The following is a 17,790-nucleotide window of genomic DNA, read 5'->3' on the forward strand; positions in this document are numbered from 1 at the left end:
CGTAAGACGCTATTTCGCGGCATGCCGGCAACGGGAAAGGCCTGTTCGTTGTGTAATATTTGACCGGATATTTGTGACAGACGTGCGGAAGCCTCCGCAGCAAAGCGGAGGTTTAAAAACGTCGGGCTAGTGAGGGGGCGATGTTCCCGGCGGCTCCAGGCTGACCAGCTCCAGCTGATACAGCTGCGACCAGACCAGTTTCTCGAACTGCTGATGTGTCATATGGCCGGTCTGACCTTTCATGCTGCGCATCAGATCCTCGGACACCTGGCGCTTGCGCTCGTCAAAGGGTAGCCCCGCGAGTTTTTTGCGTTGCTTGCCCTCGAGGGCGCGGGTTCTGCGCGACAGGATGGTCTGGTGCCGGCAGCGTTCGTACCAGCGACGGCGCGCAGCTTTCAGGCTCAGGGTTTCGCCCGGTGACAGCTGGCCGTCCTGAATGGCGGCCCGGCGTGCTTCCTGTTCGGCCCGGAGTTTGTCCATATCCACACCGGTCAGTCGCCAGCCGGCTTCGGTGATGATGATGTGTTTCGGTAAGCGGCAGTTATTGATGACATCCCACTCAGTCTCCGGCTCCTCGATGACACCGAACGGCACCAGAGCGGTGATGAGGCGTGAAACGCGAGAGACGGTGACCGCCTCCTCAGGAATAATATTGCCCTGTTCATCCCTGGGACTCAGCTCTTCCGCCAGCCTGGTGGTATTGATGGTCACGATGTCGGTGGCCAGATCAACCTTATTCATGAACAGGATGAACAGCGCATCAAACAGGTTCCGGCGCTCAGGATAAAATGCCCGCTTGCGGCCGGTCTGCGGTCGCAGGAAAGTGAAGAGGGGATCGGCAGAGACCCGGCGTCGTATAACCCATTCCCCGGTTGTTTTGTCCCGGGCGATCAGGTTGCGCAGGGCGCGGCCATGCTCTTTGCTGAGGGCTTTATAGTGTGCCGGGCGGATATACTCCGGAGCCGGGCATTTACAGGTCGTGGAATGGGTACCACGGTGGCGACGATCGTCGCGTGGTTTCAGATTGTCATTCACGCCGGCCTTTTCTTATGGCGGCCGGGTGTTGTTTTATGTGATGCATGCGTTATAATCCTTCACAGGCGCTGCGCCTGCTTTTGGACCCCCTGATATCTGATGATTCCGCCAAGTTTCAATGCAGATTTCGGGGGGTTTTTGCATTCAGGCTCCGGCAAACCTGCCGTCACCTGCTCCCGGGCGTCTTTCGGACACGCCCCATCCATGAATTCCTTGCGCTTTTCGCCCGCTCGCATGTACAGACGAAAAGCATGAATTAATCCTTTCTCCCTCAACCTTCCGTCCCACCACAAGACATCAGATCAGGTCAGCACGCTGATTTGAGATAAGTACATAATTCAGAGTTGTAACAATGAAAACACTTCACCACAGGGTTTTCATATCTGGCAGAGTCTACCCAATTGGCGTTGAGTTTTCCAGTTGAAAAGGATCCCGGTACCCCTGACAGGATCGCCAGGATATAAAGATGATTAACAGAATGTAATGAAACAACAGGCACGAGTAATCGCGCGCTCTGGTAAAATGTGCCGCTATCGAGGTCGATACGTATTCCGGAGAACAACGTGGACGATAAAAATTCATTTAAGGAGTTGCAGCATTCCTATTTAATGAAATTCAGGAAATGTTCAACAACAGACACGCTCGAGAGAATTTTCGAGCGATTACAGGATAAGCTTACAGGACACGAACTTGACGCAATGATGGGTGCAGCAGATCACCGCAGAGCAGAACTGAGACATAAATGCTTGTGGGACAAAGTCCCGGCCACTGCATGGAAGAATGTGTGATGTTTCCATTAAGTGTCGAATGTCGAATTTATTATGTGCATGAAAAGAAATATCGATACTTTGCCCAGAAAATAGTGAAGTGGATAGTTAACCCTAGTGTTCCAGTAAAATAATAGAAACTGAATGACGCATAAATAATATAAATCATCTTGTTACAAGAAAGTATGGGTTTACCCAATCACTCGTCAAGAAAATATAAAGGATCGCTGTAGAGCGAGAGCCAGTCATTATATCTCTTGCGGAAATAATCACGCAACATCAGAGGTTGCTGGTTTTCTATTCTTAAAATTTCTTCCTCTGTACCTCCTTTTATTTTTAGCCACGCAGCTTTGTAGGCCGCCATGTCAGTGACAATGCGGCATTGTTGGTCCACAGATATCGTGATATATTTTTTCATCACATAACCACACTGTAATGTTTATAAGTGTCACTAAAGTAAACCTGATACAATTGAATTTGTAATAATCCCACGTTCTATAATTATCTAAACGCGATGCAACTGGTGAAGGTTATGGTCCATACTCCACGTCGTGTTATTTTCATAACCTATGTTCTGATTAAGACTGGTTAAATTAGCAGCCTGCCGGTTTCTTGCCTACAGGCTATGATAACGGCGATTCAGCGTATTCATTTGACCATAAAAACGAGCGACATATCAGACAGTTCATTATGCCTGATATGTCGCAACTGATGAGCTAGAATATATACTTCACGCCAACAGCCGCCCGGCTGTCACTGTAGCTCTTGTCGCCAATTTGTTGTCCAATTGCTGCCCATAAATTCACGTTATTATGCAGCTTCGCTTCGATACCAGTTTTTACTTCTCCAATATTATGAGTTCCGTTCATGTCAGCATTATAACCATTGCTGGAGACGCCATAGTTTTTACTGTTATAAATCCAGCTGGCTTCGATGAAAGGTTCAAATACAAGCCCCGTGCCTTTATCCGCGCTATTTGAGCCTTTCAAATACGTCCTCATGCCGAGACGTGTCTGGACATTGTCGTCACCTTTGCTGGCGATGGTCGTTCCATCCTTCAACTGAGTATCGTCAGCTTCCACTCCCATATAAGTGACCTGAAGCGAGGGTTCGACGTAGAGGTTTGAATTGGTATAAGTCGCTACCGGAAGAGTATAGCCCCCCTCAACAGAGGCTGTGATACCCTTCGAGTCGTAGCTGATGCTTCCCTCATCGTTGCTTTTAACTGTGTTATTAAACCAGTTATAGAGGGCCCAGCTGTCTACAAAGAATCCTGTCTTGTCGAGGTCGTTCTGATACCAGATGCCATATAAACCAGCGCTGTAACCGCTCACCTCGCTTTTCGCGCTTAAACCAGTCCGGCTGGCATCCGTATTGCTTTTCTGATTACCGTATCCGCCCATTACGCCGATGCGTAAACTGCCCTGATTGCCATCGTTCCATTGGCCGATATCACCACCAATCTGTACCACATAGCGATTAGCGGTAGTTTTTAAACCGCCATCCATAGAGAAACGGTTGTGCCCACCGCTATTATGGATCCATAAGCTTGTGGTTATTAACTGGCCCGTTTGAGGATCAATGTAGCGGGTCTCACCCAGTCGGTCATGAAGCGAAGTGTTGAACAGCGTGTTATTTGCCTGGATATTACTGGTAAAACCGCCAATTTCCGGACGGTAACCAGCAGAGTCCAGATAGACGCCGTCGGTTTTTTGATCAAGCTTATAATCAAAAAGACCCGCGCTGATTCGGTTTCCCTGGATGAAGGTCGCATTTTGACCCTGAGCGTAAGAGATGATTTGGATCCCGTCCTCTGTCTTACCGCCCTTACCATTCTCATTATTGACGATAACAGTCGATGTACCGGTAGCTGCCCCCCTGATTTCCAGTTTATCGGTCAGGGAGTCGCCGCCGCCCAGTATGGTACCGACAGAAATGACGCTGTTTTGCTTGCCGTCGTAACTGGCTACCGAAAGCGTATTGCCGGCGCTGTGCGAGGTTGGGTTAAGAATGAGAAGATTGTTATTTACGAAATGGGTATTGAGACTGGTTAACCCACCATCTTTGATGGTATAGGTTGCATCGTTTGTCAGGGTGAAAGTTTCACTGGAATCAATATCCCCGGTGATAGCGCCTGTGTTGATTAACTCACCTTTGAAATTGCCTAGCGAAAGTCCGTCATTTATTATACCTGTATTAGTAAACTTCCCGTCTATTCCCCCTGTGTTTTTGAAACCGCCATTGATAACACCGCTGTTGACAACTCCGCCTTTTATTGTGCCGCTATTTAGTATTCCATTTTCGACGGTACCGGTATTGATCAGGCTGCCGTCTATCTGTTTCTTATTAAAGATGCCATTTTCAATTTTTCCTGAGTTAGTCACGCTACCGGAAACCTGGGCATTATTGACTAGCGAACCCAAAATAGTACCGGTGTTTGCAATGCCGTTTTCTTTACCGTTGATCTTGCCGCTGTTTATCAGGTCACCTTTGATAGTACCGTCGTTTTCAATCGACTGGTTAACCGTTCCTTTGTTTTCAATATCACTAACAACGATGCCTTTATTAAGGATGTTACCGACGGTACCATTGTTCTGAATGACATTAACCTGACCATTCCCAGCGTCGTCACCATTAATAATAGAGTTGGCGATAACGCCATTGTTTAATATTCCACCATTAATCAATCCCGCGTTCTGGATACTGTCAGCTGTCCCGCTTTGATCAACGAAATAATTGCCCTGCAACACAGCATCTTTTTTGATTAACGTTGTTTCGAGATTGCCGTAGTTAGTGATAACGTTAGCGAGTTCAGACGATTTTCTTGGGTTAATTGCCATTCCATCAGGGTTAAATTTAGGCTCTGAATCTGTAATGCCGTATTGCGTGCCAGAATCAATTTCTACAGTACCAATTTTTCCTGATGCCTGATTCACCAGATAGTGATCGGCTTTATTAAACTGATCATTGATATCATTTTTTTTATTTGTTTGGTATGTATCAGCAGAATGATCATTGTAAACATTCTGTATAAAATATCTATCCGATTTACCGTTTTCAAGGAATTCATTGGCGGCATACGCTTGCGTCGTTATTGCAAGAGTTACCGAAGCCGCCACCAGCTTTTTATTATATTTCATACTTCTCTCCGTTACTCAGTGAAGCGTTGTTTAATTACCTTTTAAACAGAAGAAGCAAATATAAGACATCATCATATGCCTGCTTTCTATAATGCCCATGTGAACACACTTATCTTTCTTAAAATGATATAAGAATGATGATGTTTTATTTAAGAATTACCTTAAGGTAATATTCAGATTGTTCGCATGTCAAATGAACGCGTTATCGGCATTTGTAACATTAAATTTTTCTATATCAAAAAAATGTCCGGCTAATAATTACCATGCTTATTAATAGGGAGAAAATGACAGTTTTATCTATGTTATTAGTTTATTCTTCCATAACGTAAAACTATATGTTAATAAAAATGTGCATATGTTTATTTTTTGCTATTTAGTTGTTTGATTTGTTTATTACTTCTTATTAATAAGTAACATATATTTTTATACATAATTGATTATTTTTTAAGCATCAAATGAAGCTGACATGCTCCCTGTTGTTTATCACACTGCAATGTCAGTAATGTCTTCATAAGCCACATGAGGATACCTCCATGAAGAAGCGTTTTTCCGACTAACAGATCATCAGTATTCTCCGCGAGGCTGAAGCCGGAGTTTCTGCCCGTGAGCTCTGCCGTAAGCACGCCATTTCTGACGCCACGTTTAATACCTGGTGTAAGAAGTATGGCGGAATGGAGGTGCCTGAGGTTAAGCACCTGAAGTCGCCTGAGGAAGAGAACGCCAGACTCTGGAAGCTGCTTGCCGAGGCCATACTGGATAAGGAGGCGCTCAGGTGGCTCTTGGGCGAAAGTACTGACGACAGACCAGAAGCGCGAAGCCGTGGTGTTGATGTGTGATACGGCCGGTCTGTCGCAACGTCGTGCCTGCAGACTCACAGGTTTGTCCCTGTCGACCTGCCGCTATGACGCTCAGCGTCCAGCTGCTGATGCCCATTTATCAGGGCACATCACTGAACTGGCACTGGAGCGCAGGCGTTTTGGCTACCGTCGCATAAGGCAGTTACTGCGCCGAGAAGGGCTGGCAATAGAACGTCTGCCGCTGCTCCGCCCGGCGGCGCCCAACATGACCTGGTCGAAGGATTTCGTCATGGATGCGCTGGCTACAGTTCGCAGGATCAAGTGCCTTACCTGCGTCGATGACCTTACAAAGGAATGTCTGACGGTCACTGTTGCCTTGGGGATTTCAGGCGTGCAGGTCACGCATATTCTGGACAGCATTTCGCTGTTTCGCGGCTATCCGGCTACGATAAGAACCGATCAGGGCCCGGAGTTTACCTGCCGCGCGCTCGATCAGTGGACCTTTGAGCAAGGCGTGGAGTGGCGACTTATCCAGCCCGGCAAGCCAACGCAGAACGGATTTATTGAAAGTTTTAACGGACGCTTTCGCGATGAGAGTCTGAATGAACACTGGTTCAGCGATATTCTTCATGCCCGGAAAACGATTAATGACTGGCGACAGGATTATAACGAGTGCCGTCCCCATTCATCGCTGGATTACCAGAAACCAGCTGAATTCGCAACGGACTGGCGAAACAGGAAATATGAAGAAAAACCAACCGACATTACTAACTGAAGGTTGTATCCAATCTTGGGGGCAGGTCAGCCTGGCTACCTTACAATGCACGAATTTTCGCTTAAAAAACGAACAGCAATGTAGACAAATGTTACTCCAGCTGATTTAACAGTGCTACTAAATTATTTCAAAGCATGATTAACATCTCCCGGTTTTTTACTGACTTTTTCAAAAAAAAAATAATAATACCGACGGCATTTTCAAAAATCTTGAATGAGTCCTAAGCAGATAATTCACAGATGAAACTGCATGCATGCTAAGAAAGAAAAATGTTACATAGTTCTTATATATATTTGTTTGACATAGGAATTACCTTAAAACTATCTTATGAATATTCTTAGAACACATGAAAAAATTTATGGAAAAAATATTACTCTTTCTGAAGTTGCGAGTATCTAACTCAGAAAACTGGGCAGCAGAATAATAAAAATTAAGTGCCCTCTATGTATGCGGGCGAAAATCATCATGCGCACTGAACAGTAGCGCTAGACTCATCAGCCAAAAAGGCACCAGGGAAATTCTTTACCAGACGCATAATGTGATATCAGAAGATAATCACTATATAGCAATTCCTATACACTAAAAAAGGCACATGGAAGGATGATTAACGTTATAAGAACCATTAGCAGGTCACAAAGAAAGAAGTTAGTCTCTTGGTTGCGAAGGATAACTTTCACAGAAAACCAGGTTGCCGCCGCATCGTTATTGATGATTATTATCCCGTGTGGGGCAGTGGGGTTGTTTTTGTACAATGCTTATGCGGATTAATTCCCCCATATATTCTCATCACAATTCAAAAATAATAATACGGAAACTATATTAATGCCGAATAATCACATTAGAAAAACAGGCATCTTCAGGTTAACAAAGAACATGGCCTGGATTCTTGTTTTTTTGATAAGCATTGTTTTCTGGATTGTCGTAGGGGTGATTATTTATTATGTGTAATAAAAGCAAAATAAAAGATGATCATAAAAAAGATAAAACGCAAAATAAAAAACATGACCATCTTGATCTGTCACTCTTAACAGAAGAACAAAAAAAATTCATTACTGATTTAATAGATGATGAGCATTGTAGTGACCAAAATTCATAAATTTAATTATTTGCAGGCATATAAAAGCACATCTAAAAAGATGTATAGTCTATGTATCTTCCTTACCTCGCATCCTGAAATAAATCAAAAAATTACTATAAAATTAGGGTAACTATGAAGTTTGTGGCTGCAGTCCCCCGCATGAACCGATTTACATGCTTTGAATATCTACTTATTAAAATGTACGTTTGAAAAAGTAGAGATGTGCTGATACGATTTGGGCAGGCCATCCGGTACCAGATTTCATGCAGCGCACCGGAGGATTTTGCCGGCAGCCGCCGGTTTTTTTACTCACGGGGTTACGGAGCACGATGCCAGGCTTACCTGACGACGACGACTTTCTACCATTCTCTGCTCCGGTGCGTCCCGGCGCGGAAGCAGACCTGTTGCCGGCCCTGTCAGGTGACACTGTCACCCGCGTCAATCCGGCCCGGGCCTACCTCATTTCCCTGAATTCACCCCGCAGCCGGCAGACCATGGCATCGTTCCTGAACACGGTGGCCCGGATTCTCGGCGCCCGGGACCTGACCGACTGCAGCTGGGCGTCGCTGCGCCGGCACCATGTGCTGGCCCTCACCGAAATGCTGCGGGATACGGGGCTGGCGGTGGCCACTATCAACACCTATCTCTCTGCCCTGCGCGGCGTGGCGCTCGAGGCCTGGATGCTGAAGCTGATGAGCGTCGAGGATTACCAGCACATCCGGGCAGTGCGTTCAGTGCGGGGCAGCGCACTGCCGCGGGGTCGCGCCCTGAGCCCGCAGGAAATCCGTCAGTTGTTTGGCGCCTGTGAAGCGGACCGGAGCAGCAAAGGCGTGCGCGATGCTGCCCTGCTGGGCGTCCTTCTCGGCTGTGGTTTACGCCGCTCGGAAGCCGTGGCCCTGAGTTACGCAGATATCCAGCCAGGCGACCGCGCCCTGAAAGTGCTCGGCAAGGGGAACAAGGAAAGGCTGGCATATGTCCCGGCCGGCGCCTGGCAGCGACTGGAGCTGTGGGTGGACCAGGTTCGGGGCGAGGCTCCCGGGCCGCTGTTCACCCGTATCCGCCGGCACGACTGCCTCACGGAGGAGCGGCTGACCGACCAGGCGGTGTACCATATCCTGCAGGTGCGCCAGCGTGAGGCCGGTCTGGACAGATGCGCCCCGCATGATCTGCGGCGAACCTTTGCCACGGCGCTGCTGGATAACGGTGAAGACCTGATTACCGTCAAGGATGCCATGGGGCATGCCAGTGTCACCACCACCCAGAAATATGACCGGCGCGGGGATGAAAAATTGCGTAAGGCGAGGGAGCGAATGGATTTTGGGAGCTGAACTGTCCATGTCGCGCTCAGAAGAAATGCTATGCGATCCCTGAATCTGCTGGCCTGACGTTTTGAAGGCGCATCAGTCCGCCTGTACCTGTTAAGGCCGCGCGCGTTTCAACCGTTTGTCAAATCTGAAGGGAATTTCTTCAGCATGTTTTATTACGCTGGAAAATTCCGGGTGCTCAGGATTTAGCAGATAGTTAAATTCAACGGGGGATAATGCACTGGGAACACGCAGCGCTATTGAGGAACCCGTAAAGCACCATGCATCTCCATATGCTGCCAGCTCTGATGGCGCTTCTTCATCAGCCCAGTTACCCGGAAGTTCGCCCATGTCTGCTTTCTGGATCTGCTCGTCTGGTACATCAATCCGCAGTAACGTGAAGTAATCCATGATGTGTGACGCATGCAGATGTACCAGTGTTTCCAGCATGGTGAGCGATGCCACGTCTGATACATAAACCATTGATGTACCGACACTGTTCCACCGGCCTCCGGCTTCTTTTGCTCCGTATCCCGTCCAGGCTGTAGAAAGATACTTTGTCTTGGTCAGCCGGTAAAGAATCAAGAGTACACCCCGTGTTCCAGACGGGTGATCAGCTTCATGACTTCATAAGCCCCGGTTTCGGATGCCATGAGCTCAGCTGGCACTTTCCAGCCCAGGGCACGGTTTGGTTCCTTCAGCCACTTCTGGGCTTCCTCCTTGTCCCCTTCAAACAGGTCAACTGCCCGATCAATGACACGGATGATGCGAACCAGTCGTTCGCTCTGATCTGGACTAAATCGCGCTTTCAGGCCCCGTCCATACGTCGTGGGTGGTATGCCTGACATTTTGCGCAGGTCATTCTGCGTGATCTTTGCCCAGTCAGCGATCACGGTAGCGACCCTGCCATCCAGGCCATCATTAATCTGGCCCACTAATGCAACTCCGTCCGAAGTGTTTAACCCTGCCACCTGCCATAAGCGGGGTGGCCTGGCCTGAATCGTGGAAAAGTTGAATGTTTTCATGAGAATCCTCCATATGGATATTTAATTATATCCATATGGTGAACTCCGGGCAAATATTAACCGCTAACGCTACAAAAAACATCGTGCCGGATTTCATGTAATTGTACGGGGTCCGTAGCGACGATTTTTTCCACCGACAGGTTGCACAGACCGGGCATAAACCTGTGGATAACGATCCGCCGCCCGCGCCGGCAGTGAAAAAAAGAAATTGGTCAAAAATCAATCAAATTTGTTTTCCATTTTGCTCGTTACTTTTTTCATTTCGTCCGCGCGCCGGTAAGCTTCCAGTAACTGCATGTTCGTATGTTCCGTATTTTTTGAACTGGCGGATCTCCGGCACAGTTTGTCTTTTGTCATGTTTCACAGTCGCAGATTAAGTTCATAACTCGCCTCTTCCATAATCGTTGTTCTCGGCTGGCCGTGGCTGCGCTGGGTTATGAAGCTACGCCGCCCAGAGCGCGCGCCCTTAAAGTGCCGTGCAAAGGTAACAAGGAATGGCTGGGGTATGTTCCGGTCGGCATCTGGCGTTGTGGGTGGACCAGACATACGGCAGAACGCTCCGCGCCCCTATGAACCCGCATCCGCCGGCACAACTTTCTGACTGAGGTACGCCTGACGGAGCTGGCGGTGCACCATATCCTGCCGGTTCTTAAGTGTGAGGCCGGACTGGAAAATGTGCCTGTGTATAACGCAGGTCATCTGAACTGGATTTACTGGCTAGAGTCCATCTCCGGGACTGCGTGGTTTTGAGCCAGTTTTCCGGCGCTACCGGAGTCAATGGCCGGGAGAAATAGTATCCCTGTGCCTCATCACATCCGTATTCCCTAAGCAGTTAAAGGTTTGCTCATCTTCCACGGCTTCGTCCACCACCAGTCTGTCAGGCGGTGCATCAGGCTGGAGAAATGGACAACAGGTAGACCATCAGCAGGTAAAAGCTCACCTCTTTCAGGATGACGCCAGCGGCTCAGCGCTGCCACACTGACCGTCAGACCTGAGGTAAACGCTTGTTGGCATGAACAGGTCCCCCAAGTTTTGTAACTAAGAATGGTCGTTTACAGATTTGGAATCGTCTCTTAATCCTCTGCCATCGAGAACAAATCTTAGCCAAAACGATAGGAAGCTTGTCTGCTTGATTATGCTAAAGACGACATCTGAGATAACGGTAACCCGGAAAAGGCAGGGTCATCCTGCTTTTTTTTCGGGTTGGACAAGCCCGGAGGGTCCGGGCGCGTCAGTGCTGTGCTTTATCGCTCGCTGCCAGAATATGCTCCGATGATACCAGCCCCGCAAACACAGTGATGGTTTCGGTATTGGTATCACAATCAGTTCTGGTGTACGCGTACCAACCCGGAAGTTGCTGCCTGGGGTCTATCCTCTGGTGATTCTGCAACTTTATTCCAAATGGTCATTGCCAGGGTAAACATTCAATCCCTTGACCTAAAGTATGCTTAAGGTTTTAAAGTAAAGCTTCAGGCGCTTAACAGGAAAATCTTGGATATGAAAGTGATAGACATTGGTTTTACGCACGTCGCTTTTGTCGTAAGAGAATTAGATAAAAGTATTGCGTTTTATGAACGCTATGCCGGTATGTCTGTTGTCCACCGGCGCGAACCTGATGTTCCGGATGCCCGTAAAGTGGCATGGCTAAGCGATCACACCCGCCCATTTGCGCTGGTTTTAGTTCAGGCAGACAAAGTGACTGATACCCCGTTGGGTCATTTCGGTCATCTGGGCGTTGCCTGTGCCGACCGCGAAGAAATTGACAGGAAAACATGTATGGCCCGGGCTGAGGGCGTGTTACGCAAAGAGCCTGAAGATGTCGGAGAACCTGTGGGTTATTACGTTTTCTTCGCAGACCCTGATGGTAATACTCTGGAGCTTTCTTATGGACAGCAGGTTGGTCTTGAAGCAATCCGAAGCAGCACTTCCGACTAACCTGAGCATTGATGGAGATTGGCCGTATTGAACGAACGCTGTTTATGCTCGACTGGTTCCGCGATCCGGCACTTCGTCGGCTGGTCCTGGCGGGTGGCGGGAATGAATAAAGGTGAAGTCCGTAACTCGCTGGCACGTGCGGTATTCCTGCACCGTCTGGGTGAAATCAGGAACCGAAAACCGGAAAATTAGAGCTATTGCGCCGGTGGACTGATGCTGCTGAGGGCAGCTATCTCGCTCTGGAATACTGTCTATATGAAAAGGGCGAAGCGTAAAGGGCTGAAAATCAATGAGCAACTGCTGTCACATTTGTCGCCGTTAGGCTGGGAGTACATCAATCTGACAGGCCATTATATCTGGAAATGCAACAGGATACCGGCTTCCGATAAGTTTCGTCGCCTAAGGCCAGCTAAAGTCGAAAGGTGAAAAATAACCTCAATGTACAATAATTTTCGATATCCAAACTGACCCCTGATATGTTGTCGCCAAAGTGTGCCTTACTCATCACTGGCAGGCGAATTGTGTTTAAGATACTACAAACCGCAGGACATCCCGGTATCCGGCGGCTATGCTTCCTTGGAGGGCTGACAAATCTTGTGATGCTGAACCGATAGCTAATTCTGCCACAAGAAGACGATCGCTTACGTTCTCGGGTGATGCGCTGCTGTGCTTCACACCACTGAATATGCTCCTTTACAGGCACTTTCGGGTCAGTACCGCCTCTGTGCTGGCGTTCTATTTTTGTTCGCGATGCAGGTATAAGGTCAGGCCGCAACTGGGCAGTTGTAAACCTCCTTACAGCAGGGAATATAATGTCTAAAACACAATGGTTTGTTCGTCGGCTTACTCGTCAACTCTGGTTTCGCAGCTCATTATTCGCCGTTTTGGCTGTTATCACGGCGCTAGTTGCCATCGCCATTAAACCTTTTATACCTGTCTCGGTATCCGGCGTTGTCGGCAGTGACGCTGTTGACAAAATACTAACTATCCTTGCCTCCAGTATGCTGGCAGTTACTACATTTTCTTTAAATATTATGGTTTCTGCTTACAATTCTGCCAGTAGCAGCATCACCCCACGTGCCACTGTGCTGCTGCTTGAAGACGGTACAACTCAAAATGTTCTGGCTACGTTTATTGGCTCCTTTCTTTACAGCCTGGTGGGGATTGTTGCGCTTGGGATGGGGGCGTATGGCGCGCAAGGGCGCGTTGTTTTATTTTTTGTGACCCTGGCAGTCATTAGTATGATTGTTGTTACCCTGCTGCGCTGGATACAACATCTGTCACAGTTTGGCCGCATGACAGACACCTCGCAGCGTGTGGAAGAAGCCACGGCGACGGCCCTTCTCAACCGGCTCAAGGAGCCCTGTATGGGCTGCTCACACTGGAACGGTATCCTGCCGAAGAAAGCTTCCCGGCAGGGCGTGTTTCCGCGGAAGGCCGGCTATCTACAGCACATTGATTTGCAGTATCTTTCCGACTTTACTCGAGAGAATGACTGTTATCTTTACCTGACTGTGCAACCAGGTAGTTTTATTCATCACGGATCGCCATTGCTCTGGTGTAACCATGCACTTTCTGATGCTGATCTTCAGAGGCTTCATAGTGCTTTTACGCTCGGTGAACAGCGCTCCTTTGATCAGGATCCGCGTTTTGGACTGTGTGTGCTCTCCGAAATTGCCTCTCGGGCTTTATCGCCAGCCGTTAACGATCCCGGTACTGCAATCGATATCATCGGGCGGGCGATCAGATTATTCAGCCAGCCTGTACCAGCCGAATCTGCCACAGTGCGTTACACGCAGCTCTTTATGCGACCCACGCAGATTAGCGATATGTTCGACGATATATTTACCGGCATTGGGCGCGATGGTGCCGCGCTGATTGAAGTGCAGCTACGCCTACAGAAAGCCCTGCAGGCACTGGCGCTCATTGCCCCACACCGTTACGCCGTTGATGGCCGGCGTCATTCACAGCTCGCGCTAGCACGCGCTCATCACGCAATGACCTGTGAAACAGACAGGGTTGCTGTTGAACGTGTCAGTCATTGGTAGTGTTAGCGGGTGGTTGCATACAGATGCGTACGAGACACCATTAATAGTGACCAACATATAGCTCCAAAATATATTGGTTCATAACTTTGGCTGGTTGAAACGATACAGGAGGTTAGAAACCTCCTGTATGATAAATTAGAATACCAGATTTGATCCTCATCCTGATACCGAGGTAAGAATGAAAATTGAGAGAGAAGGAGTTGAAGCTACACTGAGCTTTCTTCAGGATTTTTACCCATTACCAGTAGAGAGCTTTGAACCGCTTATCAAAGAACTAGGTGGAACTATCGAGCTGAAAGGATATCTTATCTATCTGCATGATCATGGTTTTATTGAGGGGATATTCGACTGTAAACTTGAACCTCCTTCAACACCATGGGCTATCAAAATGGATTCAATCCGCATTAATGCATCTGGTATTGATCATCTTTCTAGGTTAAAAGAAACACTACCATTTTCACCTTGATGAAAGGTACTGGTATCTTATGAAACTAAAAGTTGTCATTCAACACAGCATTATGTTCATTTTTTAAACACTTAGGTTTGCATTTTAAAATATCCGTGCGATAGTTATACAGACAGGCATGAACCTGACATTGCCTGTTTTTGAAAGTGACTAAGCATTGTACCATCAAAATGTTAAGCGTTCATCTTTGCAGCCCTTAATCATAAGGGCTTTTTTTTGGCTAAAAAAAAGTCATGAAATAATTCAATTTTTTTTCAGCACCTTATCTTCTTTACTTTTGCGTAGACTACTTTTTAGCATTTTAGAGCAATGTGTTTGATCCCTGCTGGAAGCACTAAATCCTTCAGGAATTCCACTAAACTTAATATCGCTAATTTATGAGGTTATGGATATGGGCGCTCAGGATAAAATCAATACTATCTTATTATGCGAAATCGCAGTCAAGCTCGGAATAGATACTTCATTTGATCCTAAAATAGTTAATTATGCTGTATCCTCGGGAAATGAGTGGGTGCTGGAGCATAAGTATCCTTCATTAGCCTCAAGATCTCCCTCACAGGCAGAGAGAGATTTTGTAGCAAGCATATTCAGTATGTATCGAGGATTGTCTGTTGCATTCAGTAATCTTTCGATTGCTGAACAAACGGAATTAATTGCAGCTCATAAGCTGAGAGTGGAGGATGGCACCATACAGATCCCTGGTTTTGATCGTAACAACGAGTCAAACTATTTCAGTATCGCCAATGTATTTTTAGAAATAGAGCAGTTCCCGGAGCAGAAAATGCCTCTGACCGACACTCATTCTCATACCAAGAAATTTTATGAAAAAATGCTGCAAAAATTTCAGGAGATGAGAGTTGCACAGAAAGATTTTAATCTTACAGTCTATGAACTAAACACTTTGCTGATGAGGGCTCCTTCATATTCATAATGAGTTATGTATTGATGCTGTGCTAACCCACTAACCTGTGATTAGTCTCAAAGTTTACCGCTTACGCTTGTATTTTCGGGATGCTGTGCAACAGTTAAAGAACGCCCAAGCGTGGCTCCTACCCACACCAGGGATAGCTCAGGGATGAGCGCGTCGACGCAATGGGACGTGACTTTTCATAGCCTGTATTTTTGCAGCCCTCACATCTCCCTAAGTTGTAACGAAGGCGGACTTGCACTTCCTCCCGAAGTGCTGAGTTTCATTTCAAAGGCGAGTCTGTACTTTCGGCTACCCTGCCCCGGACTATTAGTCATTCACACGGATGATGCACGAAAGTGAGAATTTGCTAAGGTTAAAGTCCAGTGGAGAGACTGTGTCCGAGCCTCATGGAAGAGACTCTATCTCAGGTACGATAATGTCTTTAAGAGAGATAATTTATCTTTATTTACGGAAGCATCTGGGCTGGTCATGTTTCAACCGGGTGTCGAACCTGAAAGGAATTCTTCGGACATTTTTATGACGCTAAAAATTTTGGATGTTTAAATCGCCACAATCTGTCCAGTTACTCCCTTATCGCTCAGTTCTTCGCGGCTAAGATGATTTTCGATAATAGATGCTTTGATATCAAAATAACATCAACATCATACTGTTGAGCAGGTTTAATATTTATAGCCATTGTTTTTCTCCATGTTGAGAGGTGGCATTTAGCCAGGCTTTGAGTGCTGCCGCGGGCAGTGGTCGGGAGAAATAGTATCCCTGTGCCTCATCGCATCCGTATTGTCTGAGTAGCTCGAGTGTCTCCTTATCCTCCACTCCCTCGGCAACCACAATAAAGTTTAGTGCTTTAAGCATGCCAATGATGCTGCTGGCAATGATACGGCTGCCTGGATCATTTATCAGACCGGCGACCAGAGATTTATCCAGTTTGATAATATCGGCTGGCAAAAGGCGCAGATAGCCAATATTGCTGTAACCGGCACCAAAATCATCCAGCAGAATCCTGAATCCTCGTTCCCGCAACACTGTCATATTGTCCATAGCCTCTGTATTCTCGGTGACGATTTCGTTTTCGAGGCATTCCAGTCCGAGCAGATGTGCGGGCAGGCCGGCACGGTGCATTTTTTCGAAAAGGGTTGCAGCAAAACCTTTGCGTGAAAGGTCGCTGACGCTGACGTTAATCGATACAGGCAGTAGCGGTAGACTGGCCGACCAGACTGTCAACTGACGCACGGCTTCGTCCACCACCCAGTCGGTCAGACGGTGCATCAGGCTTGAGAAATGCGCAACAGGCAAAAACTCCGCCGGAGAAAGTTCTCCCCTTTCAGGATGGCACCAGCGAATGAGCGCCTCCAGACTGACAGGAAGGCCGGAGGTCAATGATACTTTAGGCTGATACACGAGATATAACCCACCCGTGCTGCTGCGTAATGCATTATCCAGATCATTCATTAGTTTAAAATCACTGTTACGCCGCGCATCGCTAAGTTCATCGAACTCCTGCGCATCCACGTTCTTATTAATGGCATCATGCAGCGCGCTGACGGCCCGTCTCAGGCTCTCCTGGGGTGACAGTGATCCCGGTGCAAAGCAAACCTCACCGGTGCGGATGGTCAGGTTCATAGCCACCCCGTTCTTGAGATTGACGCTCAGGTCATGCAACTTATTCGCAACATACTGTGCAGTGAACCGATCACTGGCTGGCGCCAGAATCGCGTAGCGGCCCACAGCCACTGTATAGACTAGCTCAGCAGGCAATAAGGACAGTCTGTCCCGGAGAAGTAATCCAGTATCACGAAGCATTGCCTCGACGGGGGCCATGCCCAATGCGCGTGCCAGCTCATATGCCCGGGGGATATCAATGCAGTCTATTAATGTCAGGCGTAGCAGGCTGTGAGCATCATCACGGAGTCCTTCAAGGTGACGTATCAGCCGCTGACGGTTTGGCAGACCTGTCGCGGCATCCGTGAAACCCGCTGAGTGCCAGACTTCCAAAAATGCCATCACAAGACGGGCGAGCATTTTCAGCCTGTTGATTTTATTACGGGAAAACGAATGGGGCACGATGTCTGTTACACATAACGTGCCGAGGACGATGCCCTCCCGGTTAACCAGTGGCGCGCCCGCATAAAACCGTATACCCGGCGGTGCCACCACCAGAGGATGTGTAGCGAAACGTATATCTCTAAGTGTATCGTGGACCACCATGACTTTTCCGCTGTCCACCACGTAACTGCAGAAAGCATCCTCGCGCGCAGTCCGGCAAAGGTCGATATTGTGTGCAGCCCGGATGACCTGATGACTGTCGTCGACAATAGAAATAAAGCTTCCGGAGATCCCCAGTGAGTCGCTGGTCAGACGGACAAATTCTTTCAGCACCTTCCCCCTGCTTTCGTCGGAAGTTTTAAGTGCGTCCATGGCCTTCTGCCGTCTTTCTTCATCATCTCTGAGATTTACAAGCATAAACTGACTCCGGTGATGCACCTCACAGG

13 protein-coding genes and 1 pseudogene are annotated in these 17,790 nt (G+C 47.8%); 8 read left to right on the plus strand and 6 right to left on the minus strand.

Annotation, left to right across the window (positions count from 1 at the left end):
• Positions 1-126: 126 nt before the first annotated feature.
• The gene (gene repA / locus HF650_RS24495) at positions 127-1,035 is read right to left on the minus strand and encodes a plasmid replication initiator RepA (protein WP_187802920.1); all 909 of its coding nucleotides are present in this window, start codon (positions 1,033-1,035) and stop codon (positions 127-129) included.
• A gap of 608 nt (positions 1,036-1,643) precedes the next feature.
• Here repA and HF650_RS24500 point away from each other — a divergent pair.
• Complete coding sequence (locus HF650_RS24500; RefSeq protein WP_187802941.1) at positions 1,644-1,823, plus strand: Hha/YmoA family nucleoid-associated regulatory protein; 180 nt, start codon at positions 1,644-1,646, stop codon at positions 1,821-1,823.
• Between the two features lie 178 nt (positions 1,824-2,001).
• On the opposite strand, the gene HF650_RS24505 is transcribed toward HF650_RS24500, so the two are convergent.
• Together HF650_RS24505 and HF650_RS24510 are read right to left on the minus strand one after the other, a co-directional pair.
• On the minus strand, positions 2,002-2,220 hold the full coding sequence (locus HF650_RS24505; protein WP_187802921.1) for a hypothetical protein: 219 nt from the start codon (positions 2,218-2,220) through the stop codon (positions 2,002-2,004).
• 298 nt (positions 2,221-2,518) lie between these two features.
• Positions 2,519-4,942 (minus strand): autotransporter outer membrane beta-barrel domain-containing protein, encoded by a 2,424-nt coding sequence (locus HF650_RS24510; RefSeq protein WP_187802922.1) that lies wholly within the window; start codon positions 4,940-4,942, stop codon positions 2,519-2,521.
• 560 nt (positions 4,943-5,502) lie between these two features.
• Here HF650_RS24510 and HF650_RS24515 point away from each other — a divergent pair.
• Positions 5,503-6,514 (plus strand): integrase core domain-containing protein gene (locus HF650_RS24515; RefSeq protein ID WP_223284357.1). Its coding sequence is split into 2 segments (ribosomal slippage): positions 5,503-5,729 and positions 5,728-6,514, totalling 1,014 coding nucleotides; the frame shifts between segments, so codons are not numbered across the junction.
• A 1,407-nt stretch (positions 6,515-7,921) separates the two neighbouring features.
• Entirely contained in the window at positions 7,922-8,920 is a 999-nt protein-coding gene (locus tag HF650_RS24520; protein ID WP_187802923.1) for a tyrosine-type recombinase/integrase, read from the plus strand.
• A 90-nt stretch (positions 8,921-9,010) separates the two neighbouring features.
• Here the strand turns inward: HF650_RS24520 and HF650_RS24525 are convergent, their stop codons facing one another.
• A complete protein-coding gene (locus tag HF650_RS24525; protein ID WP_187802924.1) occupies positions 9,011-9,481 on the minus strand; it encodes an RES family NAD+ phosphorylase in 471 nt (156 codons plus the stop codon).
• Positions 9,478-9,921, minus strand: coding sequence for an antitoxin Xre/MbcA/ParS toxin-binding domain-containing protein (locus HF650_RS24530; RefSeq protein ID WP_187802925.1), 444 nt, complete (start codon positions 9,919-9,921; stop codon positions 9,478-9,480). The genes HF650_RS24525 and HF650_RS24530 overlap by 4 nt, the downstream gene beginning before the upstream one ends.
• Before the next feature lie 1,497 nt (positions 9,922-11,418).
• On the opposite strand from HF650_RS24530, the gene HF650_RS24535 reads away from it, so the two are divergent.
• The 5 genes and pseudogenes from HF650_RS24535 (at position 11,419) to HF650_RS24555 (ending at position 15,301) form a co-directional block, all read left to right on the plus strand.
• Positions 11,419-11,856, plus strand: a complete 438-nt coding sequence (locus HF650_RS24535; protein ID WP_187802926.1) for a VOC family protein — start codon at positions 11,419-11,421, stop codon at positions 11,854-11,856.
• Positions 11,829-12,305 (plus strand): annotated as a pseudogene (locus HF650_RS24540) (Tn3 family transposase); the annotation flags it as partial. The gene HF650_RS24535 and the pseudogene HF650_RS24540, both read left to right, overlap by 28 nt.
• Before the next feature lie 363 nt (positions 12,306-12,668).
• On the plus strand, positions 12,669-13,904 hold the full coding sequence (locus tag HF650_RS24545) for a DUF2254 domain-containing protein (protein ID WP_187802927.1): 1,236 nt from the start codon (positions 12,669-12,671) through the stop codon (positions 13,902-13,904).
• Positions 13,905-14,082: 178 nt separating this feature from the next.
• Positions 14,083-14,370 carry a hypothetical protein gene (locus HF650_RS24550; protein WP_187802928.1) on the plus strand — a complete coding sequence of 96 codons (288 nt, stop codon included), beginning with the start codon at positions 14,083-14,085 and terminating at the stop codon, positions 14,368-14,370.
• Between the two features lie 391 nt (positions 14,371-14,761).
• Positions 14,762-15,301 carry a YfbU family protein gene (locus HF650_RS24555; protein ID WP_187802929.1) on the plus strand — a complete coding sequence of 180 codons (540 nt, stop codon included), beginning with the start codon at positions 14,762-14,764 and terminating at the stop codon, positions 15,299-15,301.
• Positions 15,302-15,967: 666 nt separating this feature from the next.
• On the opposite strand, the gene HF650_RS24560 is transcribed toward HF650_RS24555, so the two are convergent.
• Positions 15,968-17,761, minus strand: coding sequence for a sensor domain-containing phosphodiesterase (locus tag HF650_RS24560; protein WP_187802942.1), 1,794 nt, complete (start codon positions 17,759-17,761; stop codon positions 15,968-15,970).
• Positions 17,762-17,790 lie beyond the last annotated feature (29 nt).

The organism is Kosakonia sp. SMBL-WEM22 (genome assembly GCF_014490785.1).
Classification (GTDB): Bacteria; Pseudomonadota; Gammaproteobacteria; order Enterobacterales; family Enterobacteriaceae; genus Kosakonia.

Bases quoted from the DNA above. Each gene is read 5' to 3' on its own strand.
- HF650_RS24500 (WP_187802941.1), top strand. From the start codon at position 1,644: ATGAAATTCAGGAAATGTTCAACAACAGACACGCTCGAGAGAATTTTC.
- HF650_RS24505 (WP_187802921.1), bottom strand. From the start codon at position 2,220: ATGAAAAAATATATCACGATATCTGTGGACCAACAATGCCGCATTGTC.
- HF650_RS24510 (WP_187802922.1), bottom strand. From the start codon at position 4,942: ATGAAATATAATAAAAAGCTGGTGGCGGCTTCGGTAACTCTTGCAATA.
- HF650_RS24520 (WP_187802923.1), top strand. From the start codon at position 7,922: ATGCCAGGCTTACCTGACGACGACGACTTTCTACCATTCTCTGCTCCG.
- HF650_RS24530 (WP_187802925.1), bottom strand. From the start codon at position 9,921: ATGAAAACATTCAACTTTTCCACGATTCAGGCCAGGCCACCCCGCTTA.
- HF650_RS24535 (WP_187802926.1), top strand. From the start codon at position 11,419: ATGAAAGTGATAGACATTGGTTTTACGCACGTCGCTTTTGTCGTAAGA.
- HF650_RS24545 (WP_187802927.1), top strand. From the start codon at position 12,669: ATGTCTAAAACACAATGGTTTGTTCGTCGGCTTACTCGTCAACTCTGG.
- HF650_RS24550 (WP_187802928.1), top strand. From the start codon at position 14,083: ATGAAAATTGAGAGAGAAGGAGTTGAAGCTACACTGAGCTTTCTTCAG.
- HF650_RS24555 (WP_187802929.1), top strand. From the start codon at position 14,762: ATGGGCGCTCAGGATAAAATCAATACTATCTTATTATGCGAAATCGCA.
- HF650_RS24560 (WP_187802942.1), bottom strand. From the start codon at position 17,761: ATGCTTGTAAATCTCAGAGATGATGAAGAAAGACGGCAGAAGGCCATG.